14 protein-coding genes are annotated in these 17,419 nt (G+C 71.3%); 11 read left to right on the top strand and 3 right to left on the bottom strand.

The genetic code is table 11. The features are described 5' to 3' along the window. The first annotated feature begins 4 nt into the window (after positions 1 to 4). The 6 genes from FXO23_RS02380 to FXO23_RS02405 are packed head-to-tail and all read left to right on the top strand — an operon-like array spanning position 5 to position 8,507. Positions 5 to 895: an ABC transporter permease gene (locus FXO23_RS02380; RefSeq protein ID WP_158880254.1), complete on the top strand. Its 891-nt coding sequence runs from the start codon at positions 5 to 7 to the stop codon at positions 893 to 895. After that, positions 888 to 1,691 carry an ABC transporter permease gene (locus FXO23_RS02385; protein ID WP_158880257.1) on the top strand — a complete coding sequence of 268 codons (804 nt, stop codon included), beginning with the start codon at positions 888 to 890 and terminating at the stop codon, positions 1,689 to 1,691. The genes FXO23_RS02380 and FXO23_RS02385 overlap by 8 nt, the downstream gene beginning before the upstream one ends. Further along, positions 1,688 to 2,761 (top strand): ABC transporter ATP-binding protein, encoded by a 1,074-nt coding sequence (locus FXO23_RS02390; RefSeq protein ID WP_158880259.1) that lies wholly within the window; start codon positions 1,688 to 1,690, stop codon positions 2,759 to 2,761. The genes FXO23_RS02385 and FXO23_RS02390 overlap by 4 nt, the downstream gene beginning before the upstream one ends. After that, on the top strand, positions 2,758 to 3,804 hold the full coding sequence (locus tag FXO23_RS02395) for an extracellular solute-binding protein (RefSeq protein WP_158880262.1): 1,047 nt from the start codon (positions 2,758 to 2,760) through the stop codon (positions 3,802 to 3,804). Before FXO23_RS02390 ends, FXO23_RS02395 begins: the two co-directional genes overlap by 4 nt. Positions 3,805 to 3,834: 30 nt before the next feature. Then, positions 3,835 to 6,816, top strand: a complete 2,982-nt coding sequence (locus FXO23_RS02400; RefSeq protein WP_158880265.1) for an aminotransferase class III-fold pyridoxal phosphate-dependent enzyme — start codon at positions 3,835 to 3,837, stop codon at positions 6,814 to 6,816. Positions 6,817 to 6,821: 5 nt separating this feature from the next. Beyond that, entirely contained in the window at positions 6,822 to 8,507 is a 1,686-nt protein-coding gene (locus FXO23_RS02405; protein ID WP_158880269.1) for an amidohydrolase, read from the top strand. A 25-nt stretch (positions 8,508 to 8,532) separates the two neighbouring features. Here the strand turns inward: FXO23_RS02405 and ligA are convergent, their stop codons facing one another. The 3 genes from ligA to FXO23_RS02420 form a co-directional block, all read right to left on the bottom strand. Next, a complete protein-coding gene (gene ligA / locus FXO23_RS02410) occupies positions 8,533 to 10,524 on the bottom strand; it encodes an NAD-dependent DNA ligase LigA (protein WP_158880272.1) in 1,992 nt (663 codons plus the stop codon). A gap of 57 nt (positions 10,525 to 10,581) precedes the next feature. Continuing rightward, entirely contained in the window at positions 10,582 to 11,652 is a 1,071-nt protein-coding gene (locus tag FXO23_RS02415) for an oxygenase MpaB family protein (RefSeq protein ID WP_158880275.1), read from the bottom strand. Between the two features lie 108 nt (positions 11,653 to 11,760). Next, positions 11,761 to 12,636 (bottom strand): MurR/RpiR family transcriptional regulator, encoded by an 876-nt coding sequence (locus FXO23_RS02420; RefSeq protein WP_158880278.1) that lies wholly within the window; start codon positions 12,634 to 12,636, stop codon positions 11,761 to 11,763. Between the two features lie 107 nt (positions 12,637 to 12,743). Here FXO23_RS02420 and FXO23_RS02425 point away from each other — a divergent pair, with 107 nt between their 5' ends. Genes FXO23_RS02425 through FXO23_RS02445 form a run of 5 tightly spaced genes read left to right on the top strand, consistent with a single transcriptional unit; the run spans position 12,744 to position 17,400 of the window. Then, entirely contained in the window at positions 12,744 to 13,490 is a 747-nt protein-coding gene (locus tag FXO23_RS02425) for an amino acid ABC transporter ATP-binding protein (RefSeq protein WP_158880280.1), read from the top strand. A 12-nt stretch (positions 13,491 to 13,502) separates the two neighbouring features. Next, positions 13,503 to 14,429, top strand: coding sequence for a transporter substrate-binding domain-containing protein (locus tag FXO23_RS02430; RefSeq protein ID WP_158880282.1), 927 nt, complete (start codon positions 13,503 to 13,505; stop codon positions 14,427 to 14,429). 12 nt (positions 14,430 to 14,441) lie between these two features. Next, entirely contained in the window at positions 14,442 to 15,086 is a 645-nt protein-coding gene (locus FXO23_RS02435) for an amino acid ABC transporter permease (protein WP_158880284.1), read from the top strand. Then, positions 15,083 to 15,904 (top strand): amino acid ABC transporter permease, encoded by an 822-nt coding sequence (locus FXO23_RS02440; RefSeq protein ID WP_158880286.1) that lies wholly within the window; start codon positions 15,083 to 15,085, stop codon positions 15,902 to 15,904. The genes FXO23_RS02435 and FXO23_RS02440 overlap by 4 nt, the downstream gene beginning before the upstream one ends. After that, positions 15,901 to 17,400 carry a serine hydrolase domain-containing protein gene (locus FXO23_RS02445; RefSeq protein ID WP_158880288.1) on the top strand — a complete coding sequence of 500 codons (1,500 nt, stop codon included), beginning with the start codon at positions 15,901 to 15,903 and terminating at the stop codon, positions 17,398 to 17,400. Before FXO23_RS02440 ends, FXO23_RS02445 begins: the two co-directional genes overlap by 4 nt. Positions 17,401 to 17,419 lie beyond the last annotated feature (19 nt).

The raw sequence follows: 17,419 nt of genomic DNA on the forward strand, positions 1-17,419 counted from the left end.
CGGCATGACCACTGCGACCTTTCCGGAGGCGCCGAGCGCGCCCGCGGCGGGCGGGAGCCGTTCGCGCCGGGGCGCCGCCGGGTGGCTGCTGCTGCCCGCGGCGGCCGCGCTGCTGGTGTTCTTCTGCTACCCGCTGGGCACGATCATCTGGCAGAGCTTCACCGAACCGGAACCGGGCTGGGCGAACTACGCGGCGCTGTTCTCCGACGGCGTCTCGGTGACCGTGCTGCTGCGCACCCTGTGGACGGCGTGCGTGGTGGCGTTCGCGACGTTGCTCCTCGCCTACCCCTACGCGTACGCGATGACCCGGGTGTCCCGGCGGACCCGCGGGGTGCTGACCGTGCTGGTGCTGCTGCCGTTCTGGACCTCGGTGATGGCGCGGAACTTCGCCTGGTACCTGCTGGAACAGCGGGGCGGGCTGATCGAGCGGATGTTCGCCGCGGTCGGCGTCGACGGCGTGGTGCTGCTCGGCGGCGTCGCCGGGGTCACCGTGGCGATGGTCCAGGTGATGCTGCCGTTCATGGTGCTGCCGCTGTTCAGCGGGATGAGTTCGATCGACCGGCGCCTGCTGGACGCCGCGACCAGCCTGGGCGCACCGCGGCGGACCGCGTTCGTCAAGGTGTACCTGCCGCTGTCGCTACCGGCCGTGGTGTCCGGGTTCTCCCTGGTCTTCATCGTGACGCTGGGCTTCTTCGTCACCCCGGCGCTGCTCGGCTCGCCGCAGCAGTCGCTGGTCTCGCAGGTGATCGAAACCCGGGTGAGCGATCTGCTGGACTTCCCCGGCGGCGGGGCGCTGGGCACCGTGCTGCTCGGGGTGACCCTGCTGGTGCTCTTCCTGGTCAGCCGAGTCGCCCGGCCCGCCGCCGCGTTGTCGAAGGCGGTGGACCATGCCTGAGCACGTGCCGCGCGAACGCGCACTCGGCTGGGGCCTGCGCTGCTGGGTCGCCGGGGTGGCGATCCTGCTGCTCGCCCCGACCCTGGTGGTCATCCCGATGAGCTTCGGCGCGGGCCAGACCTTCGAGTTCCCGCCCCGGGAGTGGTCGCTGCGCTGGTACCGGGAGTTCTTCGAATCCCCGGAGTGGATGGCCTCGCTGGTCACCTCGGTCCAGGTGGGACTGCTCACCGCGGTGCTGGCCACCGTGCTCGGGGTCGCCGCGGCCATCGGCCTCGACCGCGCGCGGTTCCGGGGCAAGGAGATCCTGCGTTCGGCGATGATGGCGCCGATGATCGTGCCCGGCATCGTGGTGGCGGTCGCGATCTACGCGGCGTTCCTGCGCTGGCAGCTCAACGGCACCCTGTTCGGGTTCGTGCTGGCACACACCGTGCTGGCGGTGCCGTTCGTGGTGACCGCGGTCGGCGCGAGCCTGGCCGGATACGACCGGACGGTGGAGACCGCGGCGGCCAGCCTCGGCGCGTCCTGGTGGGCGATCACCTGGCGGGTGACGCTCCCGTTGCTCGCCCCCGGGGTGGCGTCCGGGTTCGTCTTCGCGTTCGTCACCTCCCTGGACGAGGTCGTGATCGCCCTCTTCCTGCAGACCCCGGACATCCGCACGCTCCCGGTGCAGATGTACGACTCGATCACGCTGGAGATCGACCCGACGATCGCGGCCGCGTCCAGCCTGATCGTCGTGGTGACCACGCTCGCCCTGCTGATCCCGCAATTCGTCCGCCGACGCCGGAGCGAAACATGAGCACTCACAACGAAGACCACGCCAGCCACGGAATTCGCATCGACGAGGTGACCAAGGTGTTCCCCGGGTTGCCGCGGCCCGCGGTGGCCGACGTGTCGCTGGACATCGCGCCCGGGGAGTTCATGACCTTCCTCGGCCCGTCCGGCTCCGGCAAGACCACGATGCTGTCGATGATCGCCGGGTTCACGTCGCTGACCAGGGGCACGATCTCGGTCGACGGCAAGGACATCAGCCGGGTCAAACCGCATCGCCGCGACCTCGGCGTGGTGTTCCAGCAGTACGCCCTGTTCCCGCATCTGTCCGTGCGCAAGAACATCGCGTTTCCCTTGCAGCAGCGCGGGTTGGCCAAGGCCGAGATCGCGGAGAAGGTGCGCGGGGCGCTGCGCCTGGTGCATCTCGAGGACTTCGCGGACCGGTTGCCGAAGCAGCTTTCCGGCGGCCAGCAGCAGCGGGTGGCGCTGGCCCGCGCGGTCGTCTACCAGCCGAGGGCGCTGCTGATGGACGAACCGCTCGGTGCGCTGGACAAGAACCTGCGCGGCCAGTTGCAGCGGGAGATCGCCCGGATGCACCGCGAGCTGGGGATGACCTTCATCTTCGTCACCCACGACCAGGAGGAGGCGCTCACCCTGTCCGACCGGATCGCGGTGTTCAACGACGGCGTCGTGCAGCAGGTCGGCACCCCCGCCGAACTCTACGAGCGCCCCGCGACCCTGTTCGTGGCGCGGTTCCTCGGCGAGTCGAACGTGTTCCCCGGTTCCGCCGGGGACGGTGACGTGGTGGTCCGGCCGGAACGGATCGAGCTGCACACCGATCCGGGCGCGGTGCCGGTGGGGCACGAGCGCCGGGCGGCCACCGTCACCGATGTCGTCTACGTCGGCAACCACAACCGGATCGGCCTGCGGTTCGACGACGACGCCACCGGGTCGGCGATGTACCTGGCCGGGATGCCGTTGCCCGCGGCGCCGGGGCAGCCGGTGCTGGCCTGCTGGCACCCGCGGCACCAGGCGGTGGTGGGCGAGCAGGTCGCCGGTTCCCCGGCGGCCGCCGAGACCGTGCGGGCCGCGCGATGACCGGCCGGCGGCGGTGGACGAAGATCGCCGGTGCCGCGGTGCTGGCGGCGGCACTGCTCGCGGGCTGCACCGGCGGCGCGCCGAACGGCAGGCTGACGTTCGTCTCCTACGGGAAGGGCGCCTACCAGGACGGGCAGCAGGCGGCGTTCCTGGAACCGTTCGAGAAGCGGTCCGGCCTCAAGATCACCGTGGACGGGCCGTCGGACAACGCCAAGCTGCGGGCCATGGTGGAGGCGGGCAAGGTCACCTGGGACGTCATGGACACCGACGCCTTCATCGCCCGCGAACAGTGCGGGAAGCTCCTGGAGAAGATCGACGTCGGCGCGCTGCGGGACAGTTTCCCGCCGGGCACGCTCTCCGACTGCGGCGTCCCGACCGCCCTGTTCGGGCTCGCGTTCCTCTACAACGAGAAGACCTATGGCGCGCGCCCGCCCACCACCCTCGCCGACTTCTTCGACCCCGCGAAGTTCCCCGGGAAGCGCGTGATCTACGCCAAGGACCCCGCCATCGGCCTGTACGAGTCCGCGCTGCTCGCCGACGGGGTCGAGCCCGCGAACCTCTATCCGCTGGACACCGGGCGCGCCCTGCGCGCCTACGACCGGATCCGGCCCGAGCTGATCCTGGCGCAGACCTACGGCCAGCAGCAGCAGGCGATGGTGGACAACCAGGCGGATATGGCGCTGGTGGTCAGCGCACGCGCGTATTCCGTGCTCAAGGCGGGTGGCCTCCATTGGCGGGCGGTCCAGACCAAGGTGCCGGTGACCTGGGACGTGCTGGTGGTTCCGAAGGGCAGCCGGAACGCCGACCACGCCAAGGATCTGATCCGGTTCGCGTCCCAACCGGAACAGGGCGCGAAGTTCGCCGAACTCTCCGGTGCGGGCGCCGCCAACGTCCGGGCCGAACCCGCCCTCGACGACTTGCGCAAGCGGGTGGACGTGCTGAGCAAGGACCGCGCCGGTGACCAGGTGCTGATCGACGCGCAGTGGTGGACGGAGAACTACCAGCGGATGGTCCGGGAATGGGCGGCCTGGCAAAGCGGCTGAGCGGGACACCTTCGACGAGTGGGAGCGCTGATGACCAACACCGAAGCGCAGTACCGGAGGATCACGGCGGGCAGCCCCGCGCTGACCGACGACCGGGTGCGTGACCTGCTGCGCACGCGGTTCGGGGTCGACGCGGTGCGCACGGCCGCACTGGCCGGTGAGACCGACCAGAACGTCTGGCTTTCCGACGATCGGGGCGGCGAGTACGTGCTCAAGCTCTGCGCCGAGTCCGAACGGGCGCGCGTGGAGTTCCAGACCGGTCTGCTGCGGCACCTGGAGCGGTCCCATCCGGAGTTGCCGGTGCCGCGGGTGCGGACCGGCTCCACGGGCGGCGCGATCGTGCCGGTGCCCGGGCCGGACGGGGTGGTCGCGCGGTTGCTGAGCTGGGTGCCGGGCACCCCGCTGGCCGAGGTGCCCCGGTACTCGACGGAACTGCTGCGGGACGTCGGAGCCGCCGCGGGCAGGCTCACCGCGGCGACCGGTTCCTGGCGCCCGCCAACACCGCCGGAGTCGCACTACTGGGACTTCCTGCGCGCCGACGCCGTACTGGGCGGGGCTCCCGAGGCGGTCGGCGATCCGGAACTGCGGGCGGCGCTCGCCCGCATCCGCGCGGAGTTCGTGCCGTCGCTGTCCCGGTTCACCACCCTGCCGACGGCGGTGGTCCATCACGACCTCAACGCCTACAACGTGCTGGTCGACACCCGGTCGCCGCGGCACCGGGTCTCGGGTTTCATCGATTTCGGCGACGCCCTGCATTCCGCGCGGGTGGCCGATCTGGCGATCCTGGCTTCGAGCGTGCTGCGCGGCGCGGAGGATCCGTTGCGCGTCGCCGCGGTCCTCGCCGCGGCCTACCACGGCGCCTGCCCGCTGTCCGAAGCCGAGCTGGACCTGGTGTTCCCGCTGATCGCGTTGCGCACGGCCATGGTGGCGGCGACCACCGCCCGGCTCGGCGCGGCGGGAGCGCACGGCGATCCGCGCCACCGGTCTCCGGCGACCGCGGAGCTGGCCCGGAAGCTGGCCGCGATCCCCGCCGCGGTGGGAACCGGGATGATCCGCCACGCGTGCGGGCTGGCCGCGAGCCCGCACGCCGCGGCGGTGACCGGGTGGCTCGACGCCCCGGAGCGGACCGCGGAGTCCTTTGTGGACGGCGAGCTGGCGGTCGTGGACCTCGGCGCGGGCAGCGCCGTGTTCGACGGCGTGGATCCCGGGGACCCCGGCGCGCTCACCGCGGCCGCGCGGGCGGCGATCGCCGCCGAACGCCCGGCGGTCGCGCTCGGGCGGTTCGGCGAACCCCGTTTCCCCGAGTCGGCCACCGGTGGCTCCGAACCCGCGAACGTCCACATCGGACTGGAATTCTTCGCGGCACCGGGCGCGCCGGTCTCGGCGCCCCTGGCGGGGCGCGTCGAGGCGGCCGGGTTGGCGGACCTGGTCCTGCGCCACGAACCGGCTCCGGGAGTCCGTTTCTGGACCGTCTACTCCGGACTGGAAGTCGAGGCGGAGCCCGATGCGGAGATCGGCGCGGGCGAGCGGATCGGCCGGATCGCGGACCGGTCCGGCGCAGGCCCGGCGCCCGGCCTGCGCGTGCGCCTGGCCACCGTGCCGGTGACCGGATGGCCGGAGGTCCCCGCGCACGTCACGCGGACCGAGTTCCCGGCCTGGCGGAGCCTGTTCCCGGACCCGGGGCGGCTGTTCGGCCCGGATTCGCCGGTCACCGCGTGGACGCCGTCGGTGCACGCCGCCCTGCGCGGCCGCGAAACGCACCTGCCCCGCACCCACCCCACCTACTTCGAGCAGCCGATGGCCATGGTCCGCGCCCGGGACTGCCGGTTCTACGACGAATGGGGACGGTCCTATCTGGACGCGCTGAACAACGTCACCCTGCTCGGCCACTGCCATCCGCGGCTGGTCGACGCGGCCGCCCGGCAGCTGAGCAGGCTGAACACCAACAGCCGGTTCGTCTACGACGTGCTGACCGAGTACGCGGCCGCGCTCACCGCCACCCTGCCGGACGGGCTGGACGTGGTCTACTTCCTCAATTCCGGCAGCGAGGCCAACGACCTGGCCCTGCGCATGTCCCGGTACCTGTCCCGCCGGGACGACGTGGTGATCATCGACGACGCCTACCACGGCTACACCTCGGTGGTGTCCGACGTGAGCCCGTCCCGTTACCGGCACTACGGCAAGCCGGACACCACGCACCCGACCCCGGTGCCCGACCGGTACCGGGGCGAGTACGGCTACCAGGACCCGCGGGCGGGGGAGAAGTACGCCGGACACGTCACCGAGACCTTCGACCGGCTCGCTGCCCAGGGCCGCCCGCCCGCCGCCTACCTCTTCGAGGGACTGCTCGCCGGGGCCGGTCAGGTGGTGCTCCCGCCCGGCTACCTCCCGCCGATCTTCGCGGCGGCCGGGCAGCACCGGATCTTCACCATCGCGGACGAGGTCCAGGTCGGCTTCGGCCGGCTGGGCGAGCGGTTCTGGGGTTTCCAGACCCAGGGCGACGACGTGGTGCCCGACTTCGTGACCATGGGCAAGTCGATGGGCAACGGGTTCCCCGTCGCGGCCCTGGTCACCACCCGGGAGATCTCCGAGGGGTTCGACCGGACCGGCCGGTTCTTCTCGACCTACGGCGGCAATCCGGTGGCCTGCGCGGTGGGCCTCGAACTGCTGCGGGTGCTGGAAGAGGAAGGGCTGCAACGCAACGCGCTGGAGGTCGGGCAGTACCTGCGGGACCGCCTCCGGGATCTGGCGGACAAGCACGAGCTGATCGGGGACGTGCGGGGGCAGGGTTTCTACAGCGGCGTCGAATTCGTCCTGGACCGCCAAACCAAGGAACCGGCGAGGGCGGAGACGCTGATCGTCTGCGAGCGGCTGAAGGAGGCGGGGGCCCTGGTGTATCCCACCGGGCCGCACTGGAACGTCCTCAAGCTCAAGCCCCCGCTGAGTTTCACCCGGGCGCACGCGGACGAGTTCGCCACCGCGCTGGACCGGGTGCTGGAAGCGGGCTGGTGAGGCTGGTGCGGAGGAACGATTGCGCGGCGGATGTCGTCTTCCGCGGCGGGCGCGTGCTCACCGTGGACCGGGATTTCACCGTGGCCTCCGCGGTCGCGGTGACCGGTGAGCGGATTCGTGCCGTCGGTTCGGACGAGAGCGTCGGCGAGCTGATCGGACCGGACACCCGGGTGATCGAACTCGGCGGGCGCGCGGTGCTGCCCGGGATCAACGACGCCCACCTGCACCTGGCCCTGTTCGGCCTGTCCTCGCCGCCGTTCTCGGTGGACCTCAGCGGGGTGCGGTCGGTCGCCGCGCTGGGCGAGGCGCTGACGAAAGGTTCGGCCGGGCTCGCGGACGGCGAGTGGCTGATCGGTGGCGGGTGGCGCGAAACCACCATCGCCGAATTCGCCCCGGGCGCCCGGGGACCGCACCGGGAGCACCTCGACGCCGTCACCGGGCCGCGACCGGCCGTGCTGAACCACGTCTCGCTGCATTCGGTGCTGGCCAACACCGCGGCGCTCCGCGTCGCCGGGATCGATCGGGACACCGCGGACCCGGCCGGTGGCCGGATCGTCCGCGACGCGGACGGCGAACCGACCGGGTTGCTGCTCGAATCGGCCGCCGGGCTGGTCACCCGGCACCGGCCGCGACTGCCGGAACGGCGGCGGCTGGACGCCATCGCGTCGGCGATGCGGACGCTCAACGCGCTGGGCATCACCAGCGTGACCGATCCGGTGGTGTGGCCGGAGCTGTTGCGCGACTACCTCAGCCTGCACCGGGAAGACCGGATGACCGTGCGGGTCAACACCTTGCTGCACTGGGACTGGCCTTCCCCGTCCACCTCGTCGGACGGAATCCGGACCGCGCTCGGTTATGCCGGGCTTTCCAGCGGGCTCGGCGACGACTGGTTGCGGGTCGGCGGGGTGAAGTTGTTCGCCGACGGGGTGCCCGGCAACCGCACGGCGTGGCTGAACCAGCCGTATCCGGAAGGCGGTTCCGGCGGGCTGGTCACCGCGGGCGCCACCGAGGAAGCGCGGTACGCCGAACTGCTGGACATCATCGACCAGGTGCACCGCCACCGGCTCCAGATCCAGATCCACGTCACCGGCGACCGGGCCGCGGACGCCGCGATCGACGGAATCGTCCGCGCTCAGCGAGCCGATCCGTGGCCGCGGGCGCGGCACGCGCTGATCCACGGCACGCTGCTGTCCGAGGAGTCCCTGCCCCGGCTCGCCGAATACGGCATCGGAGTGATCACCAGCTCGCTGATGAAGACCTACACCCGCGCCTCGATGGAGCCGGTGATCGGCGCGGACCGGTGGGAGCGGACCTTTCCCGCGGCGGCGCTGCTCGCCGCGGGCGTGGCCGTGGCCGACAGTTCGGACGCGCCGTGCTTCTTCCCCGACTGGCGGCGCGGGCTCGCCACGTTCGCCGGTGCCGGATTCCCCGGGAGGAACGGGGAGACCGCCGTCCTCCCACCGGAACGCCGCCTCGGCCGGGAACAGGCGATCCGGCTCTGGACCGGCGCGGGCGCGTACTTCGAACACGCCGAGGACCGGAAAGGCGCCCTCCAGAGGGGGAAACTCGCCGATCTGGTGGTGCTGGCGCAGGATCCCCTCACCACCGATCCGGAATCCCTGCCCGGCCTCACCCCGGTGCTGACCATGGTCGGTGGCCGCATCGTGTTCGACGCCGCCGCACCGGGGTGACCGGGGTCGTGAGCACCGGGTTCCCTCAGACGACACCGGCCGCGATCAGTTGTTGCCAGATCTGGCTTTGGTCGACGACCTCGACGCCGAGCTTCTCGGCCTTGGTGAGCTTGCTTTCGCCGACCCCGGCGCCGGTGATGAGCAGGTCGGTGTTGGCCGAGACGGACGAGGCGATGGCCGCGCCCGCCTTCTCGCACAGCCGTTGGAAGGCCGGGCGGGCGACTTTCTCGCCCGAGCGCGGGTCGTTGATCGCGCCGGTGATCACCACCGTCTTCCCGGCCAGGGGCGCGCCGGCCGCGACGACCGGCGGGAGGTCCTCGTCGCGCACCTCCAGCGAGACACCGGCTTCCCGCAACCGCTGGAGTTCGGGCCGCAGCCGGGTGAGGTGCTCGATCAGGGAGGCGGCGACCTTCGGCCCGATGTCCTCCACCGCCACGAGGCCGTCGACGCCCGCGTCGGCGACCTCTTCCAGCGAGCCGAATCCCGCGCGGCACAGCCGGGCGGCGGTGCCGTCGGAGGCCATCGGGATCGCGAGCCCGATCAGCGCCCGGCGCAGGCCGACCCGGCGGCTCGCGTCGATCGACTCGATCATGCGCGCGGCCGAGACCTCGCCGATGCGCTCGAACTCCAGCAACCGCTCCTTGGTCAGTTGGTAGAAGTCCGACGGGCGCTCCAGGATCCCCGCCTCGGCCAGCCGTTCGATCCACACCTGCCCGATGGCCTCGATGTCCGCCGCGGCCCGCGACGCCCAGTGGATCAACCGCCGCACGGTCTGCGCGGGGCAGGCGAGGTTGGTGCAGAACAGTTCGCGGCTGTTGCCCTGCTCGGTCAGCGGCTGCTCGCACGACGGACACGTCGCGGGCGGCACGATCTCCCGCTCCGCGCCGGTGCGCTTCGACGCGTCGAGCACACCGGCGACGAACGGGATCACGTCCCCGGCGCGGCGCACCAGCACCGTGTCACCGATCCGGACATCGCGGGCGCGGATCACCTCCTGGTTGGCCAGCGTCGCCCGGGTGACCGTCGTCCCGCCCACGAACACCGGCTCCAACCAGGCCACCGGGGCGATCTTGCCCGTCTTGCCGACATCCCAGACCACATCGGACAGCACCGTGGTCTTCTCCTCGGCGGCGAACTTGTACGCCAGCGCGCCGCGGGGTGAACTCGACCGGGTCCCGGCCGCGGCATAGGCGTCCCGGTCGGCCAGCCGCAGCACGGCGCCGTCCAGGTCGTAGTCCAGATCGTTGCGCTGCCGCTCGATCGTCGCGATCACCTGCTGCGCCGCCTCCGCGTCGGCGCAGCGCCGCATGTCCGCGGCGGTGAACCCGAGCGTCCGCAGCGCGCTCTCCAGATCGGCCTCCGCGTTGTCGGGATCGGTGTCCAGATCGAAGGCGAAGAACCGCAGGCGCCGCTCGGCGACGGTGGCCGGGTCCTTGGCCCGCAGCGTGCCGGCGGCGGCGTTGCGCGGGTTGATCAGCGGCTTGTCCGGATGTCGCTCGTTGTAGGAGGCGAAGGTGGAACGCAACATCACCGCCTCACCCCGCACCTCCACCCGCCCCGGCGCGCCGACCCGCTCCGGCACCCCGTCGGTCAGCGCCCGCACCAGCACGGTCACGTCGTCGCCGGTCGTCCCGTCCCCTCGGGTGACCGCTCGCGCCAGCCGCCCGTTCTCGTAGACCAGGGCCAGCGACAAGCCGTCCAGCTTCGGCATCACCACCACCGGCTGGCCGGGGAAGCGGTCGAAGAACGCCGCGACCTGCTCGGGCCGGGTCGCCTTCTCCAGCGACAGCATCGGGCGCGAGTGCCGGATCGGCGCGTGCAGCACCGCCGGCGCGCCCACCTGCTCCAGCGGATTCGGCTCCGGCGCCAGCCCCGGGTTCGCCTCGACCAGCCCGCGCAGCTCGTCCTCGATCGCGTCGTACTCGGCGTCCGCCACCAGCGGCGAGCCCCGGTAGTAGGCGTCCCGCAGCACCACCACCCGGTCGGCGAGCTCCTGAATGCGTTCCCCTGCGTCCACGGCACAGGACGCTACCCACGCCCACCGACAAAACGCCACGTGGCGCGGCGGGACCGGTCAGGTGGTGGAGCCGAGGATGGGTTCGGATTCGCGGATTCCCTGGTCGCTCGGGCGGTGCCCGGACAGTGCCCGCTCCGCCTGGCGGGCCCGCAGTTCGAGGTGCGCCTTGGCGGGTTCGGCGTAGCCGTAGCGTTCGCGCGCCTGAGCCGGGGTACGGGTTTCCGGCCGCTTCGGCGGCACGCCGAGCAGGACCGGCGCCACGACCGACACCGTGCTCGGCGAGAGGAAGCCGAGCATGAGCAGTTCGGCGCGCCTGCTGAGGTGGGCCGCGGCGAAGGTGATCCGCGCCAGCGGCCGCACCAGGGCGTCCAGGACGCGCGACTGCCGCAACCCGGACATCTCCCGCATCCACCGCGGCATCGTGGCCAGGGTCGCCTTGCGCAGCGCGAACGCGATCAGTTTCGCCGCCGGTCGCAGCACCGCGGGCAACGGCGGAAGCATGACCTCGGCCCGCAGGAGGTGGTTCATCGTGTCCTTGGCGACCTGGGAGCCGACCAACCGGGGGCGCATGCGTTCGAAGTAGGCCCGCACGCCTTCCCTGGTGCGCGGCACGTCGGCGGGGTCGCAGGTCTGCAGTTCGGCCGCGACGGCGCACTCCCGCCAGTAGCGTTCCTCGTCCTCGGCGGACAGCTTGCCCGGCCCGTACCGCTCGTAGGCGTACAGGATCGAATGCCAGGCGGTCAGGTGGATCCACAGCTGCGAGTCCGGATCGTTGGCGTCGTAGCGCCGGCCGCTGAGGGGTTCGGTGCCGACGGCCTTGGAGTGCACCTTGACCAGCACGTCGGCGGCCTTGGCGGTCGAGCGGCTGTCCCCGAAGGCCACCAGGGCGAAGTAGCGCAGGGTGCGGTCGTAGCGAGTGCGGGGCCGGTCCCAGATCGCGCGGGTGGCGTCCACCGAGGCGACCAGGAACGGATCGAGTTCCTCGACGACCACCGCGCGCTGGAAACCGACCGTCAGCGACGTCGGGTAGCTCCACACGCGCCAGGTGACCGAATCCGGGCCGAAGAACCCGTAGTCCTCCGCGGGCTCGATCGACTTCCGTCGCGGCAGCGACACGGGCACGGCCATGGCCTCACTCCTCACGAGCCAATTCCTACCGACAGGTAGGAACGGTAGCAAGGCGATGATCCTACTGTCTAGTAGGAAAAGCTGGCCGGGCCGTCGCCCGAGCCCGCTTCACGACGGACGGCGGGGTTGTTCACCGAGTTCGCCGCGTAGCCGGGTGAGGAGTTCCGTGGTGGTCTTGGCGGTTTCCGACGTCCTGGCCGCGATGGTGTGCGCCAGCATGTCGGTGACGATCGACGCGGTGAGCGTCTCGCCGGTGAACCCGGTCGGCGAATCCGGCGCCGGGACCACGACCCGCACCCGCGCCGCGAGGTCGGTGGACAGCTTGCTGGTCACCAGCACGACATCGGCGCCGGTGCGCCGGGCGTGGGACAGGACCGTCTCGACGTCGCGGTTGTGCCGGGCGGGTACGTAGACCACGATCGCGTCCGCCGAGGTCAGGGGGAGGAGCGCGTCGGCGAGGCGGAAGCCGGTGTCGGGGCAGTGCCGGGTCACCAGGCCGCGCCGGGCGAGGCGGAACGCGGCGTACTCGGCGCAGACCGAGGACAGGCCCAGACCCCAGGTGAAGACCAGGCGGGCTTCGAGGAGCGTGTCGGCGGCGGCCTCGATGTCGGCGGGGTCGAGGTGTCGGTGCAGTTCCTGCAGCCGTTCGACGCCGTCGCCGACCACGCGGTCGATCGGCCGCGAGCCGATCTTCTCCAGCGTGGTGGTGAGCCGGGTGGTCGGTTCCGTGCGGGCCGTCAGGGTCTGGCCCAGGTGCCGTTTGAGTTCGGGCAGGCCCGAGTAGCCCAGCGCCTTCGCGGTCCGGACCACGGTCGCGTCGCTGGTTCCCGCGGCGCTGCCCAGATCGCCCGCCGAGGTGAACAGCACTTCGGTCGGGTTGGCCAGCAGGAACTGCGCGACCTGCCGTTCGGCCGGTTTGAGGTCGTCCAGCCGGGCCCGCACGTAGTCGTCGAAGTTGTCGCCGTCGTACGAAGTAGTAGCCATGACACCCTTGACGTCGTCGTAGTTGTTACTACAAACTGCACGAAGTTTACCCAGTTCGAGCAGTGGGGCGTAGTGAACACTACACGTGAGCTCGGTGAGGAGACCACATGGACACCGATCGGCCCTTGGTGAAGATCCGGGGCGTCCGGAAGTCGTTCGGCGCGGCGCGGGTGCTCACCGACATCGACCTCGAGGTGCGCCGGGGCGAAGTCGTCGTGATCATCGGCCCCTCCGGCTCCGGCAAGTCGACGCTGTGCCGCTGCATCAACCGGCTGGAGACCGCCGACGAGGGCACCGTCGAGATCGACGGAACGGCGCTTCCCGAAGAGGGGAAGGAACTGGCGCGGCTGCGGGCCGAGGTCGGCATGGTCTTCCAGTCCTTCAACCTCTTCGCGCACAAGACCGTCCGCGAGAACGTGATGCTCGGCCCGATCCGGGTTCGCGGGCTCAGCCGGGGCGACGCGCGCGACCGGGCCGACAAGCTGCTCACCAGGGTCGGCGTCGCCGAGCACGGCGACAAGTTCCCCGCGCAGCTGTCCGGCGGCCAGCAGCAGCGGGTGGCGATCGCCCGCGCGCTCGCGATGGAACCCGCGGTGCTGCTCTTCGACGAACCGACCAGCGCGCTGGACCCCGAGATGATCCACGAGGTCCTCGACGTGATGACCGGGCTCGCCGCCGACGGGATGACCATGATCGTCGTAACGCACGAGATGGGCTTCGCCCGCAAAGCCGCCGACCGGGTCGTGTTCATGTCCGAGGGCCGCATCGCCGAGTCCGCGGATCCCGAAACGTTCTTCGCCAGCCCCCGAACCGCACGCGCCCGGGACTTCCTTTCCCGGGTGCTGAGCCACTGAGCGGGGACGGAGATGACCGAAGGCACCCATGCCCGGCGCGCGGTGCTGCTCGCCGCCGGGGCGATTCCGCTGCTGGCCGCCTGCGGTGGCCGCGCCGCCGGGCGCACCACCGGCAACAGCGCCTACACCACGATCGACCAGGCCGACGCCGTCGACCACGGCCCGATCGGGGCCGGCCTGCCGGACACGCCCACCCTGCGCCGGATCCGCGACCGCGGTGTCCTGCTGCAGTCGGGATCCGTGACCATGCCCGGCTTCGGGCTGATGAACCCGGGCACCGGCAAGATCACCGGATTCGACGCCGGGATCGCCCAGCTGCTGGCGAAGTACCTGCTCGGCAAGCCGGAGGTGGACACCATCACCGGGGGCGCGGACACCCGGGAAGCCATCCTGCAGAACCATTCGGTCGACGTCGCGGTGAGCACCTACACGATCAAGAAGAGCCGGGCGCGGCTGGTGAACTTCGCCGGTCCGTACTACCTCGCGCGCTCCGGCGTGCTGGTCGCCGCGAACGGCCCGCACGTCACGTCGCTGAACGAACTGGCCGGGCGCGACGTCGCCGTGCAACCGGGTGCGGCCGAAGAGGCGCTGCACGCGGGATGCCCGGCGGCGCGTCCGGTGGTGTTCGAGGAAAGCAGCCAGTGCGCCGCCGCGGTCCGGCAGGGACGGGTGCAGGCTTGGTCGGCGAACACCGCGATCCTGCTCGGCAAGGCCGCCGTCGACGGGCGGCTGCGGATGACCCCGGTGACCTTCGGCAGCAGCCCGTTCGGCATCGGGATGCCCAAGGACGATCCGGAGTTCAAGCGGATCGTGGTCGGCTTCCTGGACCGGATCGTGGCCGACGGCACCTGGCGGCGGCTGTGGGAGCAGACCGTCGGCGTCCTCATCCGCACCCCGGCGCCCGAGCCGCCGCAAATCGGGTCCGTCCCCGGTTCCTGACAGAGGAGTGTCATGTCGGTGCTTTTCGACCACGGCGGGGAAATCCTCGACGGCTTCTACACCACGCTGCTGCTGACGGTGTGCGCGTACCCGCTGGCGCTCGTCCTCGGTTCGGCCCTGGCGATCTGCCGGATCAGCCCGGTTCGGCCGCTGCGGATCGTGGGCGGGCTCTATGTCGACATCGTGCGCAACTCGCCGCTGCTGCTGATCGTCGTCCTGATCATCTTCGGGCTGCCGGACGCGGGGCTGCTCATCCCGCTGTTCTGGTGCCTGGTGCTGGGGCTCGGGATCTACTTCGGCGCGTACGTCTGCGAAACGGTCCGCGCCGGTATTCGCGCGGTGGACCGGGGGCAGGTGGAGGCGGCGCGCGCGATCGGGCTGCCCTTCCGCCGGGTCGTCACCGATGTCCTGCTGCCGCAGGCGTTCCGGGCGATGGTGCAGCCGCTCGGCACGATCCTGATCAACACCGCGCTCGGCTCGGCGCTCGGGGCGGCGGTCGGCGTCGCCGAGCTGACGCTGGAAACCCGGTCGTTCAACCTGGACACCGCGGAGCCGATCCTCGCGTTCGTGGTCGCCGCGTGCGGATATCTGGCCATCAACCTGGTCGTCAGCCTCGCCATCCGGCTGATCGAGCGAAGGGCGCGGGTGCTGCGATGAACGAGGACGTCCTGTTCGATTCCCTCGGCCCGAAGGCGAAGGCGCGCCTGCGCACGGTTTCGGTGCTCTGCGGGCTGGCGCTGCTCGGCGTCGTGGCGGCGTTGCTGCTCCAGCTCGGCCACTCCGGCCAGCTCGACCCGGACCGCTGGGCGGTCCTCGCCGACGGCGCCATGCTGCGCTTCCTGCTGCAGGGCTTGTGGATGACGCTCGTGGTCGGCCTGGTTTCGACGGCGCTGTCGGTGTCCCTGGGGGTCCTGCTCGCCCTGGGCAGGCTCAGCAGGACCCGCTGGCTCAGCCTGCCCTCGGCCGCGGTGATCGAGTTCTTCCGCGCGATGCCGCTGCTGCTGATCCTGTTCTTCTTCATGTTCGGGCTGCCGATGCTCGGGGTGCGCCTGCCGCTGTTCTGGCAACTCGTGCTGGCGATCGTCGCGCACGCCGGCGCGATCTTCGCCGAGATCGTCCGCGCCGGGATCCTCGCGATCGGGCGCGGGCAGAGCGAGGCGGGCAAGGCGATCGGCCTGCGCCACTGGGAGGTGATGGCGTTCATCGTGCTCCCGCAGGCGGCCCGGGCGCTGACCCCGGCGCTGGTGAGCCAGACGGTGCGGGTGATCAAGGAATCCAGCCTCGGCTACGTCGTCGGCCTCGCCGAACTGCTCAACAACGGCAAGGTGCTCGGCGAGTTCAGCGGGAACTTCATCCAGGCGTACGCCGGTGTCGGCGTGCTCTACATCGTTGTCAACATCGCCCTTTCCCGGCTGGCCGAGCGGCTCGCCGACCGCAAGGGCTCCGGCAAATCCCGTGTACAGGAGCGTTCGTGACCTCTGCCCACCACCCGTTCACCGTCGCCGCCCCCTCCGAGGCCGGGGTGGACGCCCATGTCGTCCAGCGGTTCGTGAGCACGCTGCGGGAGCGGGAGATCTCGCTGGACAGCCTGCTGATCTACCGCGGCGGGCGGCTGGTGCTCGATCAGTACTGGTGGCCGTACCGGGCCGACCGGCCGCATATGATGCATTCGGCGACGAAGTCGTTCGTCGGCACCGCCGCCGGATTCGCGCTCGCGGAGAACCTGATCCGGCTCGACGACACGGTGGCGTCGTTCTTCCCGGAGCAGGTGCCCGCGAACGCGTCGGCGAACCTGCGGGCGATGACGGTCGAGGATCTGCTCACCATGCGCACCGGGCACCGCGTCGGACTGTCCGGCAAGACGTGGCGGCTGCTCACCACGAGCTGGGTCGAGGAGTTCCTGCGCGCGGAGGTGGAGTTCCCGCCCGGCAAGGCGTTCACGTATTCCAGCGCGAGTTCGCACATCCTCTCGGCGATCGTGCAGCGCGCGGCCGGGGTGACCGTCTTCGAGTACCTCCGGCCGCGGCTGTTCGAACCGCTCGGGTTCTCCGGGCACAGCTGGGACACCGATCCGGAGGGGATCTGTTCGGGCGGCAACGGGTTGAGCCTGCGCAGTGTCGACTTCCTCAAGTGGGGCGTGCTGCACCTGCACGACGGCATCTGGTGCGGGCGGCGGGTCCTGCCGGACGGCTGGGTGCGCGCGGCCACCGGCTGGCACGTCGAAAACGCCCACGCCGGCGCCTGGAACGGCGCGGAATTCGTCCCGCGGGATCCGGGCGAGTCCGAGGAACGCGCCGAGGGATACGGCTACCAGATCTGGCTGGACGTCGACGGGGCGTACCGCGCGTCCGGAATGTTCGGCCAGGACGTGTTCGTGCTGCCGCACCACGACGCGGTCGTCGCCACCACCGGCAGCATCCGGCACGGCAGGCACCGGTTGCTTTCCGGGCTGCTGCACGACGAACTCGTCCCGGCGTTCTCCGGGACGCCGTCGGTGGCCGGGGACGAGCGGCTGGCGGCCGCCTTGGCGGGCACCGGGGACGCGCCGGAGCTGTCCTCGGTGCCCGCGGCGGTGGACGTCGACGGGAAGCGGTTCCGGTGCGCCGCCAACCCCGACGGCGTCGAGGCGATCTCGTTCCGGCGGGAGGCCGACGAACTGGTCGTCACGCTCGAAGACGCCCGGGGCGCGCACGGCGTCCGGTGCGGGCTGGCCGCCTGGGCCGAATCGAGCACCGGCGTCACCGGCTGGCAGTTGCACCACTCGTACCAGCCGGAGTCGATGCGGGTCCTCGCCGGCGCCCGCTGGACCGCCCCGGACGTGCTGACACTCGACTGGTACTTCGCCGAATCGCCGTTCCACGACACCGTGACCGTCGAGTTCACCAGCGGGGACGAACTGCGCTGGCACCGGCGCACCAACGTCAACAGCGGCGACACCGAACGCCCGGTCATCACCGCCCGCGCGGGCTGATTCAGCGATCGGGCCTGGT

Source organism: Amycolatopsis anabasis (assembly GCF_009765355.1).
Classification (GTDB): domain Bacteria; phylum Actinomycetota; class Actinomycetes; order Mycobacteriales; family Pseudonocardiaceae; genus Amycolatopsis; species Amycolatopsis anabasis.

Bases quoted from the DNA above. Each gene is read 5' to 3' on its own strand.
- FXO23_RS02380 (WP_158880254.1), top strand. From the start codon at position 5: ATGACCACTGCGACCTTTCCGGAGGCGCCGAGCGCGCCCGCGGCGGGC.
- FXO23_RS02385 (WP_158880257.1), top strand. From the start codon at position 888: ATGCCTGAGCACGTGCCGCGCGAACGCGCACTCGGCTGGGGCCTGCGC.
- FXO23_RS02390 (WP_158880259.1), top strand. From the start codon at position 1,688: ATGAGCACTCACAACGAAGACCACGCCAGCCACGGAATTCGCATCGAC.
- FXO23_RS02395 (WP_158880262.1), top strand. From the start codon at position 2,758: ATGACCGGCCGGCGGCGGTGGACGAAGATCGCCGGTGCCGCGGTGCTG.
- FXO23_RS02400 (WP_158880265.1), top strand. From the start codon at position 3,835: ATGACCAACACCGAAGCGCAGTACCGGAGGATCACGGCGGGCAGCCCC.
- FXO23_RS02415 (WP_158880275.1), bottom strand. From the start codon at position 11,652: ATGGCCGTGCCCGTGTCGCTGCCGCGACGGAAGTCGATCGAGCCCGCG.
- FXO23_RS02420 (WP_158880278.1), bottom strand. From the start codon at position 12,636: ATGGCTACTACTTCGTACGACGGCGACAACTTCGACGACTACGTGCGG.
- FXO23_RS02425 (WP_158880280.1), top strand. From the start codon at position 12,744: ATGGACACCGATCGGCCCTTGGTGAAGATCCGGGGCGTCCGGAAGTCG.
- FXO23_RS02430 (WP_158880282.1), top strand. From the start codon at position 13,503: ATGACCGAAGGCACCCATGCCCGGCGCGCGGTGCTGCTCGCCGCCGGG.
- FXO23_RS02435 (WP_158880284.1), top strand. From the start codon at position 14,442: ATGTCGGTGCTTTTCGACCACGGCGGGGAAATCCTCGACGGCTTCTAC.
- FXO23_RS02440 (WP_158880286.1), top strand. From the start codon at position 15,083: ATGAACGAGGACGTCCTGTTCGATTCCCTCGGCCCGAAGGCGAAGGCG.